Genomic DNA, 25,591 nt, shown 5'->3' with positions numbered 1-25,591 from the left:
ACAATAAAGGCTTTACATATGACTACCGCTGCCATCAGCCGTCCACACGGCGACACGGTCATGCAGATACTCGGTGCGGTTGCACTGGTCCACCTGCTGAACGATCTCACCCAGGCCATGCTGCCATCGATCTACCCGATGCTGAAATCGGAATTTGGCCTGAGCTTCACGCAGGTCGGCCTGATTACGCTGACTTTCCAGTGCACCGCCTCGCTGCTGCAACCATGGATCGGCCACTACACCGACAAGCGCCCGATGCCTTTCCTGCTGCCGATGGGGATGGTGGCCACGCTGGTCGGCGTGTTGATGATGTCGTTTGCCTCGACTTTCCCGGCGCTGCTGGTGTCGGCGGCGCTGATTGGCGTTGGCTCGTCGACCTTCCACCCTGAAGCCTCGCGCGTGGCGCGCGCCGCGTCCGGTGGCCGCTTCGGCTTTGCGCAGTCGCTGTTCCAGGTGGGCGGCAATGCCGGTTCTGCGCTGGGACCTGTGCTGGCGGCGGCGGTGATCATCGGCCGTGGCCAGGGCAATATCGCCTGGTTCGCGCTGCTGGTGCTGGCCGCGATCGTGGTCCTGGTGTACGTCAGCCGCTGGCACAGCCACCATCTGGCGCAGCCGAAGAAGGCTGCCGCCGCTGCGGTGTCGCCGCTGCCGAAGGCACAGGTGTATGGCGCCATGACGGTGCTGGCGCTGCTGGTCTTCTCCAAGTACATCTACATGTCCAGCCTGACCAGCTACTACACCTTCTACCTGATCGATAAATTCGGCGTGTCGGTGGCGAACGCCCAGATGTATCTGTTCCTGTTCCTTGCCGCTGTGGCAGCGGGCACTTTCATGGGCGGCCCGATTGGCGACCGCATAGGCCGCAAGCGCGTGATCTGGATCTCGATCCTCGGCGCGGCGCCGTTCACGCTGGCGCTGCCGTATGTCGGCTTGTTCTGGACTGCGCTGCTGTCGGTGGTGATCGGCTTTGTGATCTCGTCCGCCTTCTCCGCGATTGTGGTGTTTGCGCAGGAACTCATGCCGGGCAAGGTCGGCATGGTGGCGGGTATCTTCTTCGGCCTGATGTTCGGCGTCAGCGGCATCGGCGCCGCAGCGATGGGCCATATCGCCGACATCAAAGGCATCGCCTATGTGTACCAGCTGTGCTCCTACCTGCCGCTGCTGGGCATCCTGACGGTGCTGCTGCCACACATCGAGCAGCCGAAGCACCGTTAAACAGCTCAGGCGTCGATAAAGCGCATCTTGAAGTTGCGGCCTTTGATGGCGCCGAAGTCGCCGCCCAGCGGGTTGCCTTTGTTGAGGCGCGCGAAGGCGTCGTAGGCGACGCGGCGGTCGATGGCGACGTAGGTCTGGAACTCGGTCACGTTGATCTTGCCGACTTGTTCCTTGCTCAGACCTGCATCGCCGGTCAGCGCGCCCAGCACGTCGCCTGGGCGCAGCTTGTCCTTCTTGCCGCCGGAGATTACCAGCGTCATCATCGGTGCCGGATCGACGCCGTACTCGTTGTCATCGAGGCTGTCGAGGTCGAACCAGTTGACCGGCTGGCCCTGGTATTCCTCGATCAGCTTGACCCACTTCTTCTCGTTCGGCGCACACAGCGACAGCGCCAGGCCTTGCTCGCCGCCACGGCCGGTACGGCCGACGCGGTGGATGTGCACCTCGGTGTCCTTGGACACATCAACGTTGATGACCGCTTCCAGGTTGGGGATGTCCAGGCCGCGCGCGGCAACGTCGGTGGCCACCAGTACAGAGCAGCTACGGTTGGCAAACAGGATCAGGATCTCGTCGCGTTCACGTTGTTCCAGCTCGCCGTACAGCGTCAGTGCGGAAAAACCCTTCGATTGCAGATGCTCGACCAGCTCGCGGCATTGCACCTTGGTGTTGCAGAAGGCGATCGCCGACACCGGCTTGTAGTGGCCCAGCAGGCGCGCCACTGCTTCGTTGCGGTTATCGAAACCGATCTCGAAGAACAGCTGCTCGATCTGGCTGTTGTCGTGCTGCGCCTCGACGGTGACTTCAACCGGATCAACCAGGAAGTCATCGGTGGCGCGGCGGATATCGTCCGGGTAGGTGGCCGAGAACAGCAAAGTCTGGCGGCGTTTCGGGCAGGCGCTGACAATGCCGGCGATTTCGTCGTAGAAGCCCATGTCGGTCATGCGGTCGGCTTCGTCCAGCACCAGCGTGCCGACCTTGGACAGGTCCAGCGTTTCGCGGCCCAGGTGGTCGCGGACGCGGCCCGGCGTGCCGACCACGATGTGGGCGCCATGCTCCAGCGAGGCGATCTGCGGGCGCATCGGCGAGCCACCGGTCAGCACCAGCACCTTGACGTTGCCGGTCGAGCGGGCCAGGCGGCGCAGCTCGCCGGCCACCTGGTCGGCCAGCTCGCGGGTAGGGCACAGCACCAGCGCCTGTACTGCGAACCAGGCCGGATTCAGCTTGGCCAGGATGCCGATGCCGAAGGCGGCGGTTTTGCCGCTGCCGGTCTTGGCCTGGGCGATCAGGTCGCGGCCTTCCAGCACCGACGGCAGGCTTTGCGCCTGGATGGTCGTCATCTCCTTGTAGCCGAGCGAGTCGAGGTTATCCAGGAAGGCGGGATTCAGCGGCAGGCTGGCGAAGGAGGTGGAAGTCATGATGGCGGACCCTGTTCTAAAAGGATGTGAACACAGTCTAACAGGCGTCGCGCTGACTGTGCGGGAGGTGTTTGTGAAGTGTGCTGCGGCTGTGCCGTATCAGTCACGCTTCCATACCGGCAAACCGGTGAGGTCGAGATTTTCGTCGCGTACCCAGACAGGCAGACCCGAGGTATCGGTCGGCTCCAGCAGTTCCAGCTGCTCTTGCTTCAGCGCGGCGCGGCGGGGGCGCGGCGGCGGCGCGCGCTTGGCCTCTGGTTCGAGCGGCACGGCGGGCAAAAAACCGGGCAGGTCGAACGTCGCGTTATCTTTTTTATCTCTCATCTGGAAAAAAACAAAAGCCCGGCTGCATCAGTCGGGCTCCGTTAGCGATTACTTAAGGCGTGGAGTGTAACACAAAGCGCAAACTCAACGGAAGCTCAGGGCCCCCGTCAGGTCGCCCGGCGGCGTGGCGTGGCGGGCGGCAAAGGCTTCGTTGCGCGTCTTCAGGCCTTCCAGCAAGGGCAGGCCGTGCAGGCGGGTGATGAAGCGCATGATCGACGTGGTGTCGTAGAAGGTGTGGTCCACATGGCCTTTTTTCGCGAATGGCGAAATGACGATGGCAGGGATGCGCGAACCCGGCCCCCAGCGGTCGCCTTTTGGCGGCGCCACGTGATCCCACCAGCCGCCGTTTTCATCGAAGGTAATCACCACCAGCATGTTCTTGAACTGCGGTGACTTCTTCAGGTGCTCGATTATATTGGTGATGTGGGCATCGCCGGACTCGATGTCCGAGTAGCCGGCGTGCAGGTTCAGATTACCCTGCGGCTTGTAGAAGGTCACGGCCGGCAGCTTGCCTGCCACCGCGTCGGCGATGAATTTGTTGGAGATCGGGCTGTCGCCCAGGCCGCCGTCGCGCAGGTATTCCTCGCGCTCTTTGGTGCCCGGCGCGAACTGCTTGAAGTAGTTGAACGGCTGGTGGTGGTACTGGAAGTTCGGCTTCTCGCCGCCGCCACGTGCATCCAGCGCCGCCTGCCACGCGCCGCCATACCACGCCCAGCTGATCTTCTTGCGCGACAGCAGATCGCCGATGGTGTCATAGGTTTGCGGCGGCAGGGTGCTGGCGTCTTTCGGATCCGCGTGCAGCGGATCGCCGTCGTAGGCCGGGCGGATGTAGCTAGGCTGGTACGGCGGCGCCATGGTGTTGACCGCGTAGCCGTCCGGCGTGATGGCGCCGTTGTTGACGAAGTGCGGATGGCCGTCCATCGCCGATGCCGGCGAATCCTGGGTGACGGAGAGGCGATAGCCAGTCGGGCCATCGTCCAGCACCGCGATCTTCTTCTTGGTCGCGGTGTCCTTGGCGTTGAAGTATTCCGGCACGCGGCCGGTAATCAGGAACTGGTGGTTCAGGTAGGAGCCGCCAAAAGCCGCCATGAAGAAGTTGTCGCACAGCGTGTACTGTTCGGCGATCTTCCACAGGCCGAGGTTTTTATCGGTCTCGCTGTAGTAGCCCATCACCATGCCGCCGGTGTTGCCCCAGGCAGCGAAGCCGTCGTTCTTGCCGCCGTTGATCTGCATCTGGTTTTGGTAGAACAGGTGCCACAGGTCACGCGTGATGACGGCTTCCGGCAGCGGCTTGCCTTCGGTGTCGACCAGTTTGAAAGGACCGTTCGGCAGACCCTTGATGTCGTCTTCCTTGATGGCGTATTTTTTGCCACCGATGTCCTGGGTATTCGGCACCATGCCGCCCCAGACTTTTGGCAGCGACGGCAGCACCGAACCATCGCGGTCACGCTGCGCGGAGGCGGTAGCCGGCACGGCGGACAGAGGCTGGGCGGTGCCAGGGAAATTGGCGAACAGGTTGTTGAAGCTGCGGTTCTCCAAATAGATCACCACCACGTTCTTGATATTGGCCTTCAGCTTGTCATCGAGCGAGCCTTTGGCGGCGGCTTTGGCCGGGGCGGCTTCGCTCAGTACCGGCAGCGTGGTTGCCAGACCGGCGGCGCCGGCTGCCTGGAAGATGCGGCGGCGCGAAGGGTTGGCGGGAGCGTTTTGCGCTGCATGTTCCAGTTGTTCTGGTTGTTCCATCACTTGCTCGATATCTTTCACCTGCGCCTCCATGGCTAACTTGAAAGGATAATTGTGACAGTTTTGCGGTTGATTGGGTACGGCTTTATGACAGGTGGAAGTGGAGGCGAAGTCACGCCTCCACTTGTCAAGTTAGCTCAATTACGCTTGCTTTCGCGTTTGACGGCGGCGCTGTACGCCGATCAGGCCAGCCAGGCCAGCCAGCATCATGGCGTACGATGAAGGCTCTGGCACGGGGGCATAGGAGATGACGCTGAGATTGTCGATGGCAAAATCGGTATAAACATAGTTGTCATAAGTATCCCATCCGGTCACATAGGAGCCCTGACTGATATTGTAGAAATTGCCGTTATTGTAATCGCCGCAGACAACGCAGGCACCGACGGTAATCCCCCAGTAAAACGGGCGAACCTCGCCATACGGGTAGCCCCAGTCGCCGCCGATCGCGGTCGGCGAGATGTGGATCGTATTCGTGCCGGTGCCATCGGGCGCAGGGGCCAGCCACTGCGCTGCGAACCATTTATTTCCGAGCATGGCTTCGATTTTCACCACATACCCGAGCGCTTGTTGCCCGTTGATTAATTTGGGCGAGGTGACGGTAATATCGAATCCGCTTATGTTGCTGTTGGGGCCGGTAAAATAAATGCTGTCGCCTTGTACGGCATTGCCGACGCCGTCTGCTTCCGGCACCACATTTTGGATGTTCGACTTGAACCCGTGGCCGATAGGCGTAAGCAAGTTGGGGTTATAAAGCCCAACAGCGAGATTGTCGAAATCGAAGGTGTACGCAGTGGTCTCGCGTGCGGCGTGGCTGGTGCTGGACAGCAGCGCGCCTAGGACAAGGATCGAAGCAGACAGCAGTTTCTTCGTTACGGGCATGGGATCTCCAAGGTGGATGAAATGGTGTTGTTGCCAATTCAGGATATCTTAAAAGCAATGATTCTGGAACAATTATATTTTGTTTGTGATAATTGCTTTTTTAATAAACTCACTTGCTGAGCCCCAAAGCAAAAAAGGCCTATCGCAGCGCGATAAGCCTTTTTTAGTATTTGGTTGCGGGGACAGGATTTGAACCTGTGACCTTCGGGTTATGAGCCCGACGAGCTGCCAGACTGCTCCACCCCGCGTCTGAAGGCAATCATTATATACAGGTTTGCCCTGATGCGCAAGCCCGGCTTATTCGGCCCCTAATCGCCACAGCGATGTGACCTCGGCGGCGCGGGCGGCGTGCAGCGGATCGGTGGCGTCGGCGGCGCGTGGATGCACCGGGCGGACGTCGATCCGGTCCAGTACTTTGAGGCCGGCGGCGGCAATCCATTCCAGCAGCTGCGCGCGCGGCCGCAGACCGAGATGCTCGGCCAGGTCGGACAGGATCAGCCAGCCTTCGCCGCCCGGCGTCAGGTGCGACGACAGGCCGTTGAGGAAGCCGCGCAGCATGCCGCTGTCCGGGTCATACACGGCATATTCGATCGGCGAGCTGGGACGTGCCGGCACCCATGGCGGATTGCAGACCACCAGCGGCGCGCGGCCTTCGGGGAACAGGTCTGCCACTTGCAGTTCGACCTGGCTGTCGTAGCCCAGCAGCGCGAGATTCTCGCGGGCGCAGCGCAACGCCCGCTGATCCTGGTCGGTGGCGATCACGCGGGCGATGCCGCGCTTGGCCAGCACCGCCGACAGCACGCCAGTGCCGACGCCGATATCGAACGCCAGCTTGGCGCCCGCCGGCAGCGGTGCATCCGCCACCATCTGCACATATTCCCCGCGCACCGGCGAGAACACGCCGTAGTGCGGATGGATGCGCGCGCCCAGCGCCGGGATCTCGACGCCGGTACGGCGCCATTCGTGCGCGCCGATCAGGCCTAATAGCTCGCGCAGCGAGGCGATGAATGGTTGTTCGTAGCGGCCGTAAGCTTCATTGCAAGCCAGCTTGACGTCCGGCGCGCGGCGCAGCGGAATGCTGTAGCCCTCGTCGAAAGGGATGAGCAGCATGGCCAGCGTGCGGGCGCGCTGAGACTGCGCCTGGCGGTGCAGGTGGAAGGCTTCGGTCGGCGAAGCCGGCACTTTCGGCGCCTTGGCTTTTTTGCCGGCGCGGCCCTTGTGGTCTGCACGGCGGGCCAGTGCTTGCAGCAACTGGCGTGCGTTCTGGAAGTCGCCGCGCCACAGCAGCGCCGTGCCTTCGCAGGCCAGGCGATACGCAACGTCCGCATTGGTGGTGTCGTCGGCGATGATGACGCGTTTCGGCGGTGGCATGCCGGTTTCGGAACGCCAGAGCGCGGAGTGCTGTTCGCCGTTCTCCTCCCAGTGGATTTGTTGTGGAATCGGCGAGGAGATTTGTTCAGGCATGGGGAGGCGATCGATAAAATAGGGAGGCGCCACGCGGAGTTGCGTGGCGCGGAGCCGCTATTATACCGATGCGGTGTCGGACGCCGGAGTTGCGGTGTCGGTGGTTTCCGCCGCAGGTGCCGGCGTTTCAGCAGGCGTCGCTTCCTTGACGTCGACATCGGTGGCGTTGGCGCTTGCCTTGGCCTTGTCGGCGGCGGTCGGCGCCGCGTAGGTATTGGTGTCCTTGCTGTCGACCAGGTTGAGCAGGCGCAGCGACAGGCTGCGCAGCGTGTTGCGGTCGATGCCGTCGTCGGTTTTGTTGGCGCTGTTGTCGCTGCTGGCCAGCGCGGTTTGCAGGTTGCGGCCGATGAGCTGGAACAGGTCGGCCAGCGTGCCAGGGAAGTCGAGGTTTGGCAGTTGCACCACGGGCAGGTCCTTGGTGTCGGTGGTCTGGTCCGGCTGCGGCAGCTCGTCAGCGTTGCTGGTCTGGCTGGCCGCCGCACTCAGCTCGGCGTCGTACTGGACTTCCACTTCGAAATCGAACTTGCGGCCATCGGCGGTGGTGATGGTGCCTTTGCCGACGAAGTGCGAGCTATCGGTCAGGCTGAAAGCCGCCGCATTGGTGACGCTGCCGCCGCTGCGGGTCTGCTGCACGCCGGCGGCGAAGGTGGACGTGGTTTCCAGGCTGGCCGAGTCAAAGTCGATCACCGCGCCCTTGGCGTCATCGCCAAACAGGGCCTGGGTGAAGCTGTTGACGAAATCCTGGGCGAAATCCACCGTGGCGTTGCCGAGCGCGGCGACGCGGCTGGTCAGGTCCAGCGGGTTGCTGGACTGCTTGGCCGGCGTCGCGCCTTGCAGTTTTTGCAAAGCTGCCGGCTTGCTGTCATTGGCCTGGTTGCCGGTGTACAGCGAGGGCAAGCGGTTGCCCAGATTGGAGATGATAGACATGATGGATTCCGTTTAATAACACTTCTACAACTCTTTAACGGTATCCTGGTCCAATACTTGAGGGCCCGGCGCGCAATTTAGTGGTGGTGGGTCCAGCCTTCCGGTGCGGCCAGGTAGGAAGCAACCGCGTCTTTCTGGCCGATGGCGTGGTGACGTACTTCGCCGCACTGGCAAACGCCGACGTAAGGCTGGATGTGCGAGCAGGCCGAAACTTTTTGCAGGCGGACTTGCACGGCTTTGGCGCACTTGGCGCATTTGAAGGTGAGGGTACGTGGTGCTTTTAACATGGTTGCGTGACTGCTTACAAAGACAAAGGCGGGATTTTATCACTCACGCAAAGATGTCGACCGACGGCGTGGCTGGCGGGCCGCTGTCGTAGGCGCGCTGCGCCAGCTCGGCACGCGCCTGCATTTCCATCTGCTGCGCCTGGGTGGCCACTGCGCGATCCGGGCCGGAAGGCTCGGCCGGCGCCAGCGCCGCCGCCTGGATGGCGCGTGCGCGTTCGATGGTTTCCTCGGGTGTGGCGCCGGGCGAGGTGTCGATATTGACTTCGCCGCCGATGGCGTAATCGACGCCGTTCGGGCCGCGCTGGTAGGTGTAGGAGGCGCCGGAGGTCGCCAGCCCGCCGGCGGCGGCCATGTGGGCTTGCTCGTGCTGCCGGACTTCGAGGTCGCGGGCCTTGAGCTGGTCGATCAGGGCCAGTGCTTCGTTGGATAGCTTGGTGGAGGCGGACGGCGTGGACGGCGTGGATTGCGCAGTTTGTGCGGTTTGTGCGGACGCGGCCACCTGCACCGGCGGCACGCTGTGCGCCGGGGACGGGTAGCCGGAACTCGCTGATAGGGCGCCGATGCTCATGTTTTTGCCTCGCGGAGGCTAAATCATAGCACCGCGCGGCTTACATGACGCTAATCGTGCTGCGGCCGCCGGCCGACGGTTGCACCAGGATCTTGGCCGAGATACGTTCGGTCATTTCCTGCACGTGGGAGATGACGCCAACCTTGCGGCCCATCGCTTGCAGGCCGTCCAGTGCGTCCATGGCGACGCGCAGGGTATCGGCGTCCAGGCTGCCGAAGCCTTCGTCAATGAACAGCGATTCGACGCGCACGCGGTTGGAGGACAGCGAGGCCAGGCCCAGCGCCAGCGCCAGCGAGACCAGGAAGGATTCACCGCCGGACAGCGAGTGCACCGAGCGCATTTCGCCGCCCATGTCCTGGTCGCGCACCAGTAGCGCGAGCGATGGTGCAGTGTTGTTCTGGATGCGTTCCAGCTGGTAGCGGCGCGACAGGTGGTTCAGGTGGGCGTTGGCGTAACCGAGCAGGACGTCCAGCGTGAATTGCTGGGCGTAGTTGCGGAAGCGCTTGCCGTCGGCGGAGCCAATCAGGTCGTCCATGCGCGCCCAGCGCTGGGCGAAGGTTTCCTGCTGCTCGATTTCGGTCAGCATGGTGTGCGAGCGGCGGCGCTTTTCGTCATCCTGCGCCAGCGCGAGTTGCAGGGCGGTGGCGTGGTCGTTGGCGGTTTTGCGTTCGGCCAGCAGGGTGTTGAGGGCGGCCGTCACAGTGTCGATCGGCGATGCGGCCGGAGCGCGCGTGTCGGCTGTGTCAGCGGCCTGCGGCTGCGGCGCGTCGTCGGCTGGCAGGTCCGCTGCGGCGTCGGCGGTCCACAGGTCGGCAGTGGCGTTGTCGTTATCGGCGTTCGCGCTGGCGTCGTCGGCTTGCAGGGTGGCGGAGCGTGATGGCGGGGCGGTGAGCTGGTGCTGTTCGCGCTGGCGTTGGCGTTCTTGCAGTACCGTGATCGCCTGGTCGGCGGCGCGGGCGAGCGATTGCAGCGCGTTGCGTTCGATGGCGATGTCGTCGGCCGGTGTGGCCAGCAGTTCGCGCAATTGCGCCAGATCCTGCATGCCGGCTTCGGGCTGGCGCTGCTGGAATGCGGACAGCCATTCGGTCAGGCGCCCGGCGGCTGCGGCAGCGGAGGCTTGCAAGGCGGCGAGGCGCTGGTTGGCTTGCGCCAGCGCTTCGTCGGCGCGTGTGCGGGCCTGGCCGGCTTGCTGCGCTGCCGCCTGGCTGGCGGCGTAGCGCACCTTCGCCGCATCGATGGCTGCTTGCAGCGCCGCCTCGACGTCGCGCACTTCCTTGCCGGCCCACATGGCCATGCGCTGTTCCTGACTGGCTTTGAGCGCGGCATCGGCGGCGCCAAAGGTTTCGCGGATGGTGAAGGCGTCCTGGCTGGCCTTGGACCATGCATCCGTCAGCGCCTTCAGCTCGACCTCGAAGCCAGCGAGGGAGGCCGCGCGTTCGTCGTAGGCGCCGCGCTGCGCCAGCCATTGCTTGCTTTCCGATTGACGCGCTTCATAGAACCGTGCCGGCCCGGACTTCCAGTCTTCCTTCCATTCTTCGCTTGGAATTTCGCCGCCGCTGAAGGCCGCGTCCAGGTCGGACAGCAGGCCGCTCAATACCAGCGCTACTTCGATGCGCTGATCCTCCAGGCCCTTGTACTCGGTGTTGGCTTGCGCCAGCGCGGTCTTGGCGGTGGCAGCGACGGTTTGCAGGCGCGTGTGATCGGCGGCTGCGCGCTCGTAGGCGGCTTGCGCCTGATCGCGTGCGACGCGGGCGGCGTGCAAGGCGCGCTCCTGCTGCTCGACCATCTGCAAAGCCTTATATGCTTCTTGCAGCTGCGCGGTGAACCACGCGGTGCGCTCGGCTTCCAGCGGCAGTTCGCTGCCATCAACCAGCGGATGCGCGGACCAGACGGCGCGCACGCGTTCCAGCTGCTGCTGCACGGAGCGTTGTTCGGCGGCCAGCACGTTGAGCTGGTCGGCGCTGGCTTGCGCGGTGGCGCTGTGCGCTGCCTGATGCTTGACGTTGGCCTCCATCTGCTGACGGCTGCGCGCCACATCGCCTTGCAGCTCGCGCAGCATGATTTGCAGCCGGTCGTCGCTGTGGCGGTATGGGTGGTCTTTGGCGCCGCAGACCGGGCAAGGTGTCTCATCTTCCAGCGTTTGCCGCAGCGATTCCACACTGGCGGCCGTGGCGGCTTCCGCCAGCTTGAGCGAGCGCTCCGCCTGCGCAAAGGTCGCCATGATGGCGATGCCTTGCTGCTGGGCGGCGTTCAGTTGCGCTTCGGCGGCGGTCATGGAATGTCGCAGTTGCACCGATTGGGCTTCGATCTGCGCATGGCGGGCCTGGCGGGCTTCGAGGTCCAGCCAGATTTTCTCCGCGCCGGCAAGCAGATCGCGATGCTGCTCCCAGCCGGTGCGCGATTCGCGCAGCTGCTCGACCGGATACATGGCCATTTCTTGCGCGGCTTGCTGGCGCTGGAGGTCCAGCGCTTGCAGCGCCTGCACAGCGGCTGCCAGCCTGGTGCTGGCATCGGCTTCCTCGTCCCGATGCAGTTGAGCGTTGCGCTGCACGCGCGACAGGCCGTTATGCAGGCGCTCGGCCTGCGCGGCCGCCTGGCCGGCCTGCACGAACAGCACGTCCCAGCGTTCCCATTGCTGCGCGAGCGTTTTCCAGTGCTTGTGCTGCTCCAGCCAGGTGACGCCAGCCTGCTGTTGCGCGGCCAGGCGCGCGTGTTCGTTCTGGCGCGCTTGCAGCGCGGTCCTGGCTGCGGCCTCGGCGTGATCGGCTTTTTCGCAGGAAGTGGAAGCCTGGCGCCAGGCGGGCAGCATGGCTTCGATGCGGGCGTCCAGCGCCTTGGCCTGGTCCAGTTGCGGGGCGGCGTCGCGTTGCGCCGCTTCGGCTTGCTGCTGGCTGGCGGCGGCTTGCGCCTGTGCGGCGCTGGCTTGTTCCAGGGCGGCTGTGGCCTGCTGCACGTTCTGCGCATTGGCGACGATGGCGTTTTGCGTGGCGGCGATGTCGGCGTCGATGCGATGAATATCTTCGTCCAGTGGTCGTGCCGGCTGCACGGCGTCGATGCGCGCCAGTGCCGCATGGCGCGGAGCCGCTGCTTCGATAGCCGCTTGTGCGGTGGTGCTGGCCTGCTGCGCGGCTTGCTCTTCCTGCGTCAGCTTCTCGGCTTGCTGGTGCCAGCGCAGTTCTTCTTCCAGTTCGGTCTTTTTCTGATCCAGCGCCTGCAAGGCGATGGCGGCGTCAGTGCTTTGCGACGTGATCTCGGCGCGCTGTTCGCTGGTCAGCGGTTTCTGGTCCGCCAGCCGCAGGTTGAGTTTTTGCAGCGCCGCCTGTTCCAGCTTGTTGCGCTCGAAGGCGCGGATGGAAATCTCGGAGTAGACAGTGCTGCCGGTCAGCGTCTCCAGCAGCTCGCCGCGCTCGTTGTCCTCGGCCTTGAGGAAGGCCGAGAACTCGTTCTGCGCCAGCAGCACGGCGCGCGTGAACTGTTCGAACGACAGCCCGATGCGTTTCTCGATTTCGGCTTTCACCTCGGTCTTGGTGGCGCCGATCGGCTGTTCCGACGGCAGCAGCTTGAGCGACATCGCGGTTGGCTGCAACGCGCCTTCCGCCTTGGTGCGCGAGCGGCGCACGCTCCAGCGCGCACGATAGGTGGCGCCGTCGCTGCCGACGAAATCGACTTCGGCATAGCCCTCGGCCGTGCCACGGCGCAGCAGCGTGCGCGGGTCCTGCGTGGAAACTGTCTCGTTGCCGACGTCGGACAGGTAATTGCGCCCGGCCACGCGCAACAGGCGTGGCGTGGCGTCGTACAAGGCCAGGCACAATGCGTCCAGCAGCGTGCTTTTGCCGGCGCCGGTCGGGCCGCTGATGGCGAACAGGCCGGTCGATGCCAATGGCTCGGATTCGAAATTGACAGTGAATTCCTCTGCCAGCGAGGCCAGGTTCTTGCCGCTGATTTTCAGGATTCTCATGGTTGCATCAACTCCGCAAAGGCGCTCAGTTGATCGACCGGCGCTGCATTGCCGAAGCGCTGCTCGTATAGCTGCCGGAAAATGTCGTCCGGCTTGAGTTTTTCCAGCTGGTCCAGCGTCATCACTTCCTTGTCGATGGAGGAGGCGCGGGCGGCGGTCGAGGTTTCGATTTTTGCCAGGCGCACCTGCTTGCCATCCAGCGCTGCTTCGATGCGCGCGCGCAGGCCGGGCTCCGGCTGTTCCAGCAGCACGCGCACTTCCAGGTAGGGCTGCTGCTCGACTGGCGCCTCCGGCGGCGACAGCGCCGCCAGTTCTTCCAGCACCTGCGTCAGCGGGGCCGGCCTGGACGGCACGCGCAGCAGTTCCACCGCACGCGGCACCGGCACCGGCGCGATCTCGCGCACGGCGGCGCCTTCCAGGTCGATGCGCAGGATCTGGTGGGCGTAATTCACTTCAGCGAAGGACAACGGCAGCGGGCTGCCGCAATAGCGGATGTGCTCTTGCTTGCCGACGTGCTGCGCCAGATGCAGATGGCCAAGCGCAGCATAGGCAATCGCCGGATCGAAGATCCCGGCCGGCAGCATCTCGGTGCCGCCGATGACGATGCGGCGCTCGGAATCGCTGGACATCTGGCCGTCCACCATGTGGCAATGGCCCATGGCGATGATGGCCTGGCCGTCCTGCCGCTTGCTGTGCGCCAGTTCAAACGCCTGCTGATAGAGCAGGGCGATGCCGGCCAGGTAAGGATCGACGCCTTCGGCGGCATTCGCGCGCGGCACGTCGCCGGGACGCAGGAAGGGCACGGCCAGGCACCAGGCCTCGACCTCGCCGCTGCGGCCGGTCAGCGGCAGCACCAGCGATGCGACATCGATCTCACCGTCGGCATTGCGCTGCACCGCGCCGATGACGCGCGTGCCGTGCGCCTCCAGCAGCGGGCCGGGTGCATCCAGCCGTCCCGGCGAATCGTGATTGCCAGCGACGATGATCAGGTTCAGGTGCGGCGCGCGCTCTTTGGCCAGGCGCAGGAAACGGTACAACTGCTTCTGCGAAGCCGCCGACGGATTGGCATTATCGTAAATATCACCGGCGATCAGCAGCACGTCGGCCTGTTCGGCAACGATGGCGTCGAGCAGCCAGTCGAGGAAGCGCTGGTGTTCGTAGTGACGCTCAAAATTATGCAGGGATTGGCCGAGGTGCCAGTCGGAGGTGTGCAGCAAACGCATGAAGTATGTGAAACAGCCGGAAAAGCGCCAATATAGCGCATGCCGGCTGCGACCGGTTTGATTTATGCCACGTTGCTTGCGGGGGCGTGCTGCATCTGGCCGGCGCGGAAGGTATTGCGACCGGCCTGTTTGGCCTCGTACAGCAGGATGTCGGCGCGGTTCAGCAGTTCGGCCGGGCTGACGTCCTCCTCGCTGTAGAAGGTCAGGCCGATGCTGGTGGAGATCGACACCACCGTGCCATCGAGGTCGAAGTCTGCCTGCATGGCTGCGACGATTTTGGCTGCCAGCGCCGCCGCGTCGTCCACCCGGTGGATGCGCTCCATGATGATAGTGAACTCATCGCCGCCCAGGCGCGCGATGGTGTCGCTGGCGCGCATGGTGTGGGTCAGCCGCGCCGAGAAGGCTTTCAGCAGCGCGTCGCCGACCGCATGGCCGAAGGTGTCGTTGACTGGCTTGAAGCGGTCGATATCCATATACATCACCGCCATCAGGTTGCCGTTGGCGCGCGTGGCGATCATCGCATCGTGCAGCTTTTGCAGGAAGCCGGCGCGGTTGGTCAGCCCGGTCAGCGCGTCAACCTGCGACAGCCGCAGCAGCCGCTGTTTCTCGCGTTTTTGCACGGTGATGTCCTGCCGCATGACGTGGAAGCCGATGACATTCGCGCCGTCTTCGTCCAGCTGCGGGATGTACACCACTTCGTAAGTGCGCTCGGCGAGGTTGCTGCTGTCGCTGGTGTCTTCCTCCTCGAAGGTCAGCGTCTCGCCTTGCAGCGCGCGCTCGACGTAGGCTTCGAGGAAGGCGTAGCGCTCCTCGCCCATGGTGTCGCGGATGGTGCGGCCCAGCACCGATGTACCGCTACGGTTGAATTCCCGTTCGTAGGCGACGTTGTGGAAGCGGTAGACCTGGCCGGCGTCGATATACGCGACCATGGCCGGCAGCGTGTCGGCGATGGTGCGCAGGCGCGATTCGCTTTCACGCAGCGCCATCACCGATTTGCGCACGTGGGTAATGTCGTCCACCGTGCCAACGTAGCCGTAGATCTTCCCGTCCACCACCATGGCGGCGATCTTGAACGAGACCCAGACGATCATGCCGTCCGGATGAACGCAGCGCAGCGTGTCCTGGTAGGGGACGCGCGTCTGCGCCATATGGGCCAGCGCGTTCTTCAGCACAGCGCGGTCCTGTGGATGGACCGCGCGCAGCCAGGCGTCGCCCAGCGCTTCCTCGCGGGTCAGGCCGGTAATCAGTTCAAACGTCCGGTTGACGTAGGTGCAATGGCCGGTTGCGTCGGCGCGCAGCAGGCCGAGTGGCGAGGCATCGTTGACGGCGGTGAGTTCCGCCTGCTGCTTGCGGGCGGCCAGTTCGGTCTCCATGCGCGAGGTGATGTCGCGCACGTTGACCGCGACGCCGTCGGTGATCGGCACGATCTGATGGTGCAGCCAGTGAACCTCGCGGTTGGGCAGGAAGTCGACCTCGAACTCTTCTTCCAGCGGCTGGCGGGCTTCCAGCACATGCCGGTATTTTTCGACAAAGCCTTTGGAGTGCAGCTCGGGCACGACCTCCACCAGGCGCTTGCCCTTGATGTCGGCGCTGCGGTAGCCCAGCAGCTGCGCGCCGCGCTCATTCAGGTCGGCGATGGTGAAATCCAGGATCTCGCGCCGCGCGCCGCGCATGCGGCAGGCCTTGAACAGGAACACCGCATCCAGGCTGGCGTCGGCGGCGGCACGCAGCATCAGTTGTGCTTCGATCACCATGCTGGCGGTGCGGCGCAGCCGGTGCGCCTGCTGCACCAGCAGGTAGACGAACAGCAGCACCAGCACCGAAGCCACGGTGGTGGCGATATAGTACATGTCGCGGCGGTGTTCGAAGCGCGCCATCTGCGATTCGGCGGGATTGCCGACCACCGCCATCAGCTGGAAGCGCGGCATCTCGGCATAGCCGTAGATGCGGTCGATGGCGTCGAATCGCCGCTTGAGCAGAAATTCTTCGGGCGGCTGGGTAGGACTGGACTGCGCCACGCTGAAATCGATGCTGTCGCTGATGATGACCTGGTCGTCAATGCGCGCCGCCGACATGCCGTTTTCACGGCTGATCAGCATTACCGCACCGCCGGCATCGACGGTCAGGCGGTCATAGTCCTCGACAAAATAGGCCGGATCGATCATCACCATGATGACGCCGGCGAAGCCGCCAGCGGGATTGTTCAGCCGGCGCGAGATCTGGATCTGCCATTTCTTGGTGCGGCTGTCGACCACCGGCGTGGCCACCAGCGCGGTATCGTCGCTGCTGCCCGCGTGCTTCCTGAAGATCGGATGGTGCTTCAGGTTGGGTGCGAAGTAACCGTTCATGCTTTCGATGATATTACCCTCACGGTCCAGCACCGCCAGTGGCAGATCGAGCTTGGTTGGCAGCAGCGAATCGAGCAGGCCGTTCCTGCGGGTGAACTCGGGCAGCCGCAGCCTGCCGTCGCTTTCTTCGTATTTGAGCTTGAACAGCTGGGTGGCGTGATCGACCTGGCGCAGTAGGTGGTTGGTATGCTCGGCCAGCGTGCGCGCCAGCGACTGGCTATGCAGCACCGCTTCGTAGTGCGCGGTGTGCTTTTCCTGCCGCACCTGATAGGCGACGGCGGCCCACATGAAGGCCAGCAGCGCGATGCCGAAGGCGGGCAGCAGGATGGCGCGGTACAGGCGGCGGAGAGCGGCGAACATCGGGCGGGAGTCCTCACGGATGGCTTTGAGGTTATTCTGCACGGAAATATCACTTTTGGCGTGAAAGGTGCGAAAAAACGTCACTCCGGCCACAGGCAATATTGAAAACTTTATTAGAATAGTGCCTATGACCGAACCGATATTGAGCCTGTCCGCCGCGCGCGCGCTGCACCTTGCGGCGCAAGGGCTGTTACAGCCGCGCCGCCGCAAGGCCCGTCGGGAAGATGTGCTGGCCGCGATCCGGCAAATGGGCGTGCTGCAAATCGATACCATTCATGTGGTGGCGCGCAGTCCCTACCTGGTGCTATGGAGCCGGCTGGGCGATTATCCGCAGCCGTGGCTGGAGCAGGCGCTGGCGCAAGGTGAATTATTTGAATACTGGGCGCATGAGGCCTGCTTCGTGCCGGTCGAGGATTACGGCTTGTACCGCCATCGCATGCTGGACCCGGAGGCCATGGGCTGGAAGTATTCGGCCACCTGGATGAAGGAGCGCCGCGCCGAGGTCGAGGCGGTGCTGGAACATATCCGCGCCAACGGCCCGACACGCTCGTCGGATTTTGAGCGCACCGATGGCAAGGCCGGCGGCTGGTGGAGCTGGAAACCTGAAAAGCGCTCGCTGGAAGTCCTGTTCACCACCGGCCAGCTGATGATCTCCGCGCGCCACAACTTCCAGCGCATCTACGACCTGGCCGAACGCGTGCTGCCAGCCTGGCACGACAGCCAGCTGCCGCCGATGGAAGACGTGCGCCGGCAACTGGTGCTGAAGGCGGTGAAAGCCATGGGCTGCGCGCGCGGCGCCTGGATCAGCGACTACTTCCGCACCCGGCCGCCGCGCCTTGATCCGGAAATGCTGGTCGGGCAGGGCGCCTTGCTGCGCGCCTGGGTGGACGACTGGGATGACCCGATATACGTGCATCCGGACCACGCCGGATTGCTGGAAAGCGCCGCTGCCGGCGCGCTGGCGTCAACGCTGACCACCATCCTGTCGCCATTCGATCCTGTGGTCTGGGACCGCCGCCGCGCGCTGGAGTTATTTGATTTCGACTACCGGCTGGAGTGCTACACGCCGGCCGACAAGCGCAAATACGGCTACTTCACGCTGCCCATCCTGCGCCGTGGCGCGCTGGTGGGCCGGCTGGACGCCAAGGCGCACCGGCGCGATGGCGTGTTTGAAGTGAAGTCGCTGGTGCTGGAGCCCGGCGCGCGTATCAGCGACCGTTTCACGCGCGACATCGCCGGCGCCTTGCAGCGCCTGGCCAACTGGCACGCCTGCCCGCAGGTCCAATTACAACAGGCAGCGCCGGCCGCATTCGGCCCGCAGCTGCAAGCCGCGCTGGACGCGGCAGGAGCAGAAAAGGAAGCCGCATCATGAGTTTGCCCGCCGCCCCCGCCAGCTTGCTGGCCGCCGACGGCCAACCGCTGTTTGGACGCTACGCCGGCCAGGTCGGCAAGATCGACTGGAGCCAGCTGGCCGCGCCATTTTCCCGCAGCCCGCTGTGGCGGCGCTTTCACCACAAGCGCTGGCATTACATCGCGCTGTGCACCGAGGAGGTGTTCTGCGCGGTCGCCATCGTCGACCTGGGCTGGATCAGCACCGCCTTCGCCTACGCTTTCGAGCGCCGCGACGGCGACATGCTGGCCAACTTCTCGCAGGACGGCCTGCCGCTGGTATCGGCCCGGTTGGCCAACCATGCCGGCGAATCGAGCAGCTTCAAGACCAAGGGCTGCCACATCACCGTCGACACCAACGGCGACGGCAGCTACGAACTGGCGCTGCGCTGCGACTACCTGGAGATCGACGCCAGCTTCGGTCCGTCGCCATCGCCGCTGCTGCTGGCCACCGGGCCTATCGACCAAGGCTCGGTGCACGCGACGCAGAAATCATCGGCCATGCCGCTGCGCGGCGAAGTGCGCACCTGGCGCGAGGAATTCAAGCTCGATGGCGGCATCGCCAGCTTCGATTACTCCAACGGCCTGCTGGCGCGAAACACCGCCTGGCGCTGGGCCTCGGCGCACAATATGGAGCTGGGCTTCAACCTGCAGGCCGGCTATTTCGGCGACCGCGAAAACGCGCTGTGGCTGGATGGCGACCTGATTGCGCTTGGCCCGGCGCACTTCCTGTACGATAAAAAAGAGCCGCTGTCGCCATGGCATATCTTCACCGAAGACGATATGCTGGACTTGACCTTCACGCCCGAAGGCGCGCGCCGCGACAACAAGAAAATGGTGGTGGCGGCCAGCCGCTATTTGCAGCCGATCGGCACCTTCAGCGGCTGGGTGCGCGCCGCGCCCGATCAACCCAAACGCATGGTCACGCAGCTGATGGGCGTGACCGAAGACCATTCCTCCCGCTGGTAGCCAGTTATGAGCATCCGCAATCTCGATCGTCTGTTCCAACCCCGTTCGGTCGCCGTCATCGGCGCCTCGGATAATCCGCAGCGCATCGGGACGCGAGTACTGGCCAATCTGCTGGCCAGCGATTTCCTCAAGAACGGCGGCTCGGTGTGGCCGGTCAATCCCAAGCACCAGAAGCTGCAAGGACTGCAAACCTACGGCCGCGTGAGCGCGCTGCCGATCGCACCGGACCTGGCGATCATCTGCACGCCGCCAGCCACGGTGCCGGGCTTGATCAATGACCTGGGCCAGGCCGGCGGCAAGGCCGCCATCGTCATGACGGCCGATCCGGGCCACAGCGGTGGCCGCTTCCTGCACCAGCCGATGCTGGAGGCGGCGCGGCCCTATCTGCTGCGCATCCTCGGCGCCGGCAGCGCCGGCCTGCAATCACCGGCGCTGGGATTGGACGCCAGCTTCACGCAGATGGCGGCGAAGAAGGGCAAGCTGGCCTTCGTCTCGCAATCGGCGGCGCTGGCGACGGCAGTGTTGGACTGGGCCGGCCAGCGCGGCATCGGCTTCTCGCGTTTTGTTGCCATGGGCGACGGCGTTGACGTGGACTTCGGCGACCTGCTGGACTACCTGGCGGCCGACGGCGAAACGGAAGCCATCCTGCTGTGCATCGAGCATGTCAGCAGCGCGCGCAAGTTCATGTCGGCCGGCCGCCTGGCGGCGCGCGGCAAGCCGGTCATCGTGCTGAAAGTGGGGCGCGACGCGGCGCCCGGCGCCGACCTGGTATTCGACGCCGCCATCCGCCGTGCCGGCATGTTGCGGGTGAACTCCACCGAAGACCTGTTTGACGCGGTGGAAACGCTGGCGCGCCAGCGCCCGCAGCGCGGCGAGCGGCTGGCAGTGCTGACCAATGGCGGCGGCCTCGGATTGATCGCCACCGACGCGCTGGCGTGCAGCGGCGCGCAACTGGCGGAACTGTCGCCGGCCACGCAGAAACTGCTGACGCAGGCCGGTGCACCGCACGCCAATCCGGTCGGCCTGCTGGCCGATGCCCAGGTCGAGCGCTACACCAGCACCGTGCAGGCGCTGTTGCGCGAACCGCAGGCCGACGCGCTGCTGTTCCTGCATGCGCCCACCGCCATGGTGCCGAGTCACCAGATCGCCGAAGCGGTGGCGCCGCTGATGCAGGCGGCCGGCAAGAACGTGCTGTCCTGCTGGCTGGGCGGCGGCTCGGTGGCGCAGGCCCGGCGCGTATTTGCCGACGCCGGCCTGCCAACCTACGACACGCCGGAAAAAGCCGTCCACGGCTTCCTGCAAATCGCCCAGTACCGCCGCAACCAGGCATTGCTGATGGAGGTGCCGGTCGGCGTGCCGACCACCAGCGCCGGCGGCCGTTCGACCGCGCGCAAGCTGGTGCAGGCGGCGTTGCATGACGGCCGTAGCGAACTGTCGGACGCCGATGCGCGCGCGCTGATGGCTGCTTACGGCATCGCGCTGGCGACGCCGCAACAGGCGGCGCTGGCCGGCGCCACGCTGGCGGCGGCGCGCATCCAGATCAGTCACGATCCGGTGTTCGGGCCGGTGGTGTTCTTTGGCCAGGGCGGCATTGCCGCCGACGTGGCGGCCGACCGTGCCGCCGGCCTGCCGCCGCTGAACATGGCGCTGGCGCGCGACATGGTGGATCGCACCCGCGTCTCACGCCTGCTGGCGCAGGGCCAGACGGCGGCCGACGCCGAAGCGCTGATCCGCACGCTGGTACAGGTGGCCGACATGGTGGCCGACCTGCCCGAACTGGCGGAGCTGGATCTGAATCCGCTGCTGGCGATCGGCGGCAGCGTGGTGGCGCTGGGCGCGCGCATGCACCTGGCCAAGGCGCGTGGCCGCCGTGCCGAACTGGCCATCCGCCCGTATCCGCAGGAACTGGAGGAGCGGCTCGACTGGAATGGTGGCCAGATCCTGCTGCGCCCGATCAAGCCGGAGGATGGCCCGCAGCATCAGCAATTCTTCGCCGCGCTGGCGCCGGACGACATCCGCCTGCGCTTTTTCTCGGCGATGCGCGAACTGCCGCCAGCCCAGCTGGCACGGCTGACGCAAATCGATTACGACCGCGCCATGGCTTTCATCGCCACCCGGCCCAATGCGCAAGGCGAGCCGGAAACGCTGGGCGTGGTGCGGGCGGTGCTGGACCCGGACAATCAGTCAGCCGAGTTCGCCGTCATCGTGCGTTCCGATTTGAAAGGGAAAGGGCTGGGCTACATCCTGTTCCAGAAGCTGGTGGATTATTTCCGTGCCAGAGGCACGCGCGAGATCGTTGGCGACGCGCTGTCCGAGAACGCCGGTGTGCAAAAAATGATACGCCACTTTGGCGGCGTGGTTTTGCCGCACCCGGAAGCCGGAATGGTGCGTTTGCAACTGCCTTTGCGGTAGCATTCGCCGCAAGCTTGAGATAAGATAATCAGACCAAGAGCGCTGACGGGTTTGTTCTAGCTCAAAGCGCCGTTGTCGGGAAACTTTACACTTTTACTTCCGCTACCTACCCCCTGGGAGTCAGAATGTTAACCGCCACATACACTTTGGTTGCCCTGTCCGTCGAACAAGCCAGTGTTCGGCTCAGCCTGATATCGTTTCAAAAGTATGTGCGGACCACGCTCATGCAACAGAATCGCATGACGCTGTCGCAACTGGAATACGCTTGCGAAAATCTCAATACCTTGTATCAAGCCTGCCACTGGCGCAAGACGGAGATGTATTTGATCCCCGCGCTGCGCGACGCCACCGAGCACGCCGATCATCTGCTCGATGATCTGAACCGGCTGAACCAGGCCGCGCTGACCTCGATCCGCCTGCTACAGGAAAAGCTCGGCGCGCTGGCTGACGTGCGCGACGAGCAGGTCAGCGAAGTGTGCGACAGCATCGACACTTTTTGCGCTGCACTGCTGAAGCGGCTGGAAAAAGAGGAACTGGAACTGTTTGCGCTGGCGCGCAACGCCATTGCCGGCGAAACCTGGTTCTCCATCGCCAACCAGCTGATGATGCACGATAAGCACCTGGATGAAATGAAACGTTCCGGCCTGCCACCGGCCGAAGCGGCCCAGGTGGCTGCGCGTCGTCGGGCGCTGCCGGGCGGGGAGGTGGATGACGGTCAGATTTCCATTCCCGGTCTGCAAGTCTTGCCAGTTGTAAGCTTGGAAGATTTGCCTGCGCGGCCCCTGCACCGCGCTGCGCGGCAAGCGTCGCGCGACGATGCAGTCATGAAATAACCGTCCTCATATCGCGTTAGCAGGGCAAAATTTCCCTGCTTTGCTATGATGGTGGTTTTAGTCATCACCACCATAGCGCACCATGTTTGATTTCCTCTTTAAGCGTGCGACCGAAACTTCGGCCGTTCCCACCGCTCCGGCAGCCTCGCCAGAGCAGGATGCGGCCACTGCCGCCACCGCCAGTCGTCGTGACGAGCAGACGCAGCGTGCCGCCGCGCTGAATGGCAATGAAGCGGCTGCGGTCGCACTGATACTGGAGAGCGAATTTGCCGGCGTGCGCCTGACCGCCGCCGAGCATGTGCAGTCGCGCGCCGCGCTGGAACAGGTGTTGGCGGCGGTGCGCAATACCGACCGTCGTGTGGCCAAGCTGATGCAGGGCCGTCTGGATGCGATCCGCTACCAGCAGACGGAGCAAAAAAAAGCACAGGTGTGCCTGGATCTGGCGCAACGCCTGCTGGCGGATGAGAAGCTGACGCCGAACCAGGTGGCCGAGCTGGATCGCCAGTGGCTGCTGGTTGCCGATGTGCCAACGCTGGCTGCCGATTATGCCGCCGCCCGGGCGGCGTTGGCGGCGCGTCTGGAAGCGCAGGTCAACTTGCAGCGCAGCATCATTGACGCCATGGCTGCGGTGCGCAAGTTGCCGCAAGCCGGCTTGCCGGCCGAAGAGGCGTTGCAGGCGCTGGAACGCCATGCCGCCGCCCAGGCTGATTACCAGCAGGCGCCCGAACACAATGCCTTGCCGCGCCACCTGCTCAGCGATTTTGCCGCCGCAGTCGAACAGGCCCGCGCCGCGCTGACCGCGCCGCCGAAGCCGGCCGCCAAGGCCGCAGTCACCACCACCGCCGCAGGAACCACCGCCGCAGCCGCAGCCGCCACCGCCGCCGCAGGTACCGCCGCCGCAGGCACCGCCGCCACCGCAGGCACCGCAGCAGCAGCTACCGCCGCCGCAGCCACCGCCGCCACCGCAGGCACCGCGGCAGCAGCTACCGCCGCCGCCGCCACCACTACCGCCGGCGCTGCCGCCGCCACAGCCGCCGACACCGACACTGGCACCGCCAGCGCCGGCCCCGGCCACGCCAGCGCCGGAGCGGCCGAAGCCGATGCGGCCAGTGTCGCCGGCGCCGACGATACGCACGTCACGCCGGCGCACGCCTCTGGCAACGCCGCCGAGACTGTCGCAACCGCGACTGCCAAGCCGCCCAAGCAGCCGAAGCCCGCGCCCAAGGAAACCGACAAGAAATTCCTGGAAACCATGGACGCCATGGAAGCAGCCCTGGAACAAGGCCAACTGCACGCCGCCGCCGAACACGACAAATGGCTGCGCGACCACAAAACCCGCCTGAACCAAGCCCAGACCGATCATCTGAACCACGTCCGCGCCGAACTCAAGCGCCTGGGCGACTGGGCACGCTGGGGCGGCAACGTCTCGCGCGAAGAACTGGTGAAGGCTGTGGAAGACCTGGCAGGCCAGAAACTCGCGATGAGCGAACTGGCCAAAAAGGTTGGCAGCATGCGCGACCGCTGGAAAGCGCTGGACGCCGTCTCCGGCCACGCACCGAAATCGCTGTGGGAGCGCTTTGACGCCGCCTGCACCAGCGCCTACGCGCCGGCCGCCGCCCACTTCAAGCAACTGGCCGACGAACGCCACGCCAACGCCGCCAAGGCGCAAGCGCTGATTACCGAAACACAGGCCCTGGCTGAATCGGTCGCCGGCGGTGGCGCCGATCTGAAAAACGTCGCCGCCGCCGGCCAGCGCCTGCGCCAGATGTGGGGCCGCCTGGGCACCATCGACCGCAAGGAAAAACGCAAGCTGGACCATACTTTTGACAAGGTCCTGGCGCACATGCTGGCGCCGCTGTCCGAACAGCGCAAGGTGGAAGCCGCCAAGCGCGAGCAATTGATCGTTGAAGCCGAAGCGCTGGAGCCATCCGACCGCCACACGCTGGACAAGCTGCGTCATTTGCAGGAACGCTGGCAGGAACAGGCCAAGACGCTGCCGCTGGAGCGCAAGACCGAGCAAGCGTTGTGGCAGCGTTTCCGCGCCGCCTGCGACGCCATCTTCGCCAAGCGCAAGGAAACCGCCCACGCCGCCGATCACGAACGCAAAACGCAGCTGCACGCGCGTGAGGACGTCTGCAAGCAACTGGAAGAAGCCACCTTCAGCGGCGATGACAAGGCCCAGCTGGCCGCCATCGCCAAGGCGCTGAAGGACGCCGCTGCCGCCTGGAACACCACCGGCACCGTGCCGCGCGCGGCCGAGGCGCGCATCAACCAGCGCTACCACAACGCCGTCGGCAAGGTACAGGCACAGGCGGACGCGATCAAGCGCCGCGCCGGCGCCGCCCAGGCCAACGCGCTGCGCGACAAGCTGCGCCTGACGCAGGCACTGGAAAGCGAGCTGGCCTCGGACGCCGCCGTCGACGGGGCCGGCTGGCAAGCTCAATGGGCTGAACTGCCGTCGCTGGGCAATGATTACGAGCGGGCGCTGCAAGGCCGCTTCAACGCTGCGCTGGCAGCCGTCGATGACAAGCGCGGCGCCTACGTGACGCAACTGGAAAGCAACCGCGCCAAGCTGCTGGATGAAGTCCTGCGCCTGGAAATCGTCGCTGGCGTCGACAGCGGCGCCGAGTTTGCCCGCGAGCGCCTGAAGATGCAGGTGGAGGTGCTGCAATCGTCGCTGAAGTCCGGTCAGAAGCCGCAGTCGGCCAGTGCCGCCTATCTGCAACTGTGCGCGATGCCAGCGCTGGCCGACGCCCGCACCAGCAGCCGCATCGAACAGCTGTTCCGCCGCATCGGTGGCGCGGAGCGCGCATGAGCTTGAACGAAGTCCGGATACAGGCCGAGGATTTCGACCTCAGCACGGAGATTGCCCAGCTGCGCGCCGGCCATCCAAAAGTAGGGGGTGTGGTCAGCTTCGTCGGCACGGTACGCGACCTGAATGAAGGCGCGGCCGTGTCGGAGATGGAGCTGGAGCATTATCCTGGCATGACCGAGCAGGCCATCAGCGATATTGTCGATAAGGCAAAACAGCGCTGGCCGATTTTCAGCGCGCTGGTGATCCACCGCATCGGCCCGCTGAGGCCCAAGGACCAGATCGTGCTGGTGGCGGTGACGTCGGCGCACCGGGGCGAGGCGTTTGCCGCCAGCGAGTTCATCATCGACTATCTGAAGACAGAAGCGCCGTTCTGGAAAAAGGAGCAGACGCCCGAGGGCGCGCGCTGGGTGGATGCCCGCGTCAGCGACGATGTTGCGCTGAATAAGTGGCAGTAGCTCCTTG

Annotated in this window: 18 protein-coding genes and 1 tRNA gene; 7 read left to right on the top strand and 12 right to left on the bottom strand. The window is 64.7% G+C overall.

Annotated features, from left to right (window positions below):
* The first annotated feature begins 18 nt into the window (after positions 1-18).
* Positions 19-1,215, top strand: a complete 1,197-nt coding sequence (locus BLS51_RS04420) for an MFS transporter (RefSeq protein WP_373994310.1) — start codon at positions 19-21, stop codon at positions 1,213-1,215.
* Positions 1,216-1,220: 5 nt separating this feature from the next.
* On the opposite strand, the gene dbpA is transcribed toward BLS51_RS04420, so the two are convergent.
* The 12 genes from dbpA to BLS51_RS04360 form a co-directional block, all read right to left on the bottom strand.
* On the bottom strand, positions 1,221-2,630 hold the full coding sequence (gene dbpA, locus BLS51_RS04415; protein ID WP_090177626.1) for an ATP-dependent RNA helicase DbpA: 1,410 nt from the start codon (positions 2,628-2,630) through the stop codon (positions 1,221-1,223).
* Between the two features lie 99 nt (positions 2,631-2,729).
* Positions 2,730-2,954, bottom strand: a complete 225-nt coding sequence (locus BLS51_RS04410; protein ID WP_090177628.1) for a hypothetical protein — start codon at positions 2,952-2,954, stop codon at positions 2,730-2,732.
* A gap of 84 nt (positions 2,955-3,038) precedes the next feature.
* Positions 3,039-4,697, bottom strand: coding sequence for an acid phosphatase (locus tag BLS51_RS04405; protein WP_090180638.1), 1,659 nt, complete (start codon positions 4,695-4,697; stop codon positions 3,039-3,041).
* A 141-nt stretch (positions 4,698-4,838) separates the two neighbouring features.
* The gene (locus BLS51_RS30125) at positions 4,839-5,576 is read right to left on the bottom strand and encodes a PEP-CTERM sorting domain-containing protein (RefSeq protein ID WP_090177631.1); all 738 of its coding nucleotides are present in this window, start codon (positions 5,574-5,576) and stop codon (positions 4,839-4,841) included.
* 171 nt (positions 5,577-5,747) lie between these two features.
* Positions 5,748-5,824 (bottom strand) — tRNA-Met (locus BLS51_RS04395).
* A 49-nt stretch (positions 5,825-5,873) separates the two neighbouring features.
* Complete coding sequence (locus BLS51_RS04390; RefSeq protein WP_090177633.1) at positions 5,874-7,040, bottom strand: methyltransferase; 1,167 nt, start codon at positions 7,038-7,040, stop codon at positions 5,874-5,876.
* A 60-nt stretch (positions 7,041-7,100) separates the two neighbouring features.
* A complete protein-coding gene (locus BLS51_RS04385) occupies positions 7,101-7,967 on the bottom strand; it encodes a hypothetical protein (RefSeq protein WP_090177637.1) in 867 nt (288 codons plus the stop codon).
* Between the two features lie 77 nt (positions 7,968-8,044).
* Positions 8,045-8,254: a hypothetical protein gene (locus BLS51_RS04380; protein WP_090177639.1), complete on the bottom strand. Its 210-nt coding sequence runs from the start codon at positions 8,252-8,254 to the stop codon at positions 8,045-8,047.
* 43 nt (positions 8,255-8,297) lie between these two features.
* On the bottom strand, positions 8,298-8,822 hold the full coding sequence (locus tag BLS51_RS04375; protein WP_090177642.1) for a putative metalloprotease CJM1_0395 family protein: 525 nt from the start codon (positions 8,820-8,822) through the stop codon (positions 8,298-8,300).
* Between the two features lie 40 nt (positions 8,823-8,862).
* Positions 8,863-12,780: an AAA family ATPase gene (locus BLS51_RS04370; RefSeq protein ID WP_090177645.1), complete on the bottom strand. Its 3,918-nt coding sequence runs from the start codon at positions 12,778-12,780 to the stop codon at positions 8,863-8,865.
* The gene (locus BLS51_RS04365) at positions 12,777-14,003 is read right to left on the bottom strand and encodes an exonuclease SbcCD subunit D C-terminal domain-containing protein (RefSeq protein ID WP_090177650.1); all 1,227 of its coding nucleotides are present in this window, start codon (positions 14,001-14,003) and stop codon (positions 12,777-12,779) included. The genes BLS51_RS04370 and BLS51_RS04365 overlap by 4 nt, the downstream gene beginning before the upstream one ends.
* A gap of 62 nt (positions 14,004-14,065) precedes the next feature.
* On the bottom strand, positions 14,066-16,711 hold the full coding sequence (locus BLS51_RS04360) for a PAS domain-containing protein (protein ID WP_090177653.1): 2,646 nt from the start codon (positions 16,709-16,711) through the stop codon (positions 14,066-14,068).
* A 127-nt stretch (positions 16,712-16,838) separates the two neighbouring features.
* Here BLS51_RS04360 and BLS51_RS04355 point away from each other — a divergent pair, with 127 nt between their 5' ends.
* From BLS51_RS04355 to moaE, 6 genes are all read left to right on the top strand, one after another.
* Positions 16,839-18,083, top strand: coding sequence for a winged helix-turn-helix domain-containing protein (locus BLS51_RS04355; protein WP_090177657.1), 1,245 nt, complete (start codon positions 16,839-16,841; stop codon positions 18,081-18,083).
* Positions 18,080-19,069, top strand: a complete 990-nt coding sequence (locus BLS51_RS04350) for a DUF2804 domain-containing protein (RefSeq protein ID WP_090177661.1) — start codon at positions 18,080-18,082, stop codon at positions 19,067-19,069. The genes BLS51_RS04355 and BLS51_RS04350 overlap by 4 nt, the downstream gene beginning before the upstream one ends.
* 6 nt (positions 19,070-19,075) lie before the next feature.
* A complete protein-coding gene (locus tag BLS51_RS04345) occupies positions 19,076-21,481 on the top strand; it encodes a bifunctional acetate--CoA ligase family protein/GNAT family N-acetyltransferase (protein ID WP_090177664.1) in 2,406 nt (801 codons plus the stop codon).
* 224 nt (positions 21,482-21,705) lie between these two features.
* Entirely contained in the window at positions 21,706-22,314 is a 609-nt protein-coding gene (locus BLS51_RS04340; protein ID WP_229207389.1) for a hypothetical protein, read from the top strand.
* A gap of 82 nt (positions 22,315-22,396) precedes the next feature.
* On the top strand, positions 22,397-25,129 hold the full coding sequence (locus BLS51_RS30420; protein ID WP_090177668.1) for a DUF349 domain-containing protein: 2,733 nt from the start codon (positions 22,397-22,399) through the stop codon (positions 25,127-25,129).
* Positions 25,126-25,584, top strand: a complete 459-nt coding sequence (moaE, locus tag BLS51_RS04330; protein WP_090177672.1) for a molybdopterin synthase catalytic subunit MoaE — start codon at positions 25,126-25,128, stop codon at positions 25,582-25,584. Before BLS51_RS30420 ends, moaE begins: the two co-directional genes overlap by 4 nt.
* The last annotated feature ends 7 nt before the right edge of the window (positions 25,585-25,591 follow it).

Source organism: Duganella sp. OV510, from assembly GCF_900100205.1.
Lineage (GTDB): Bacteria > Pseudomonadota > Gammaproteobacteria > Burkholderiales > Burkholderiaceae_D > Rugamonas.
Note: the sequence above shows the minus strand (reverse complement) of the source record. Positions and strands in the feature narration are given on the sequence as shown.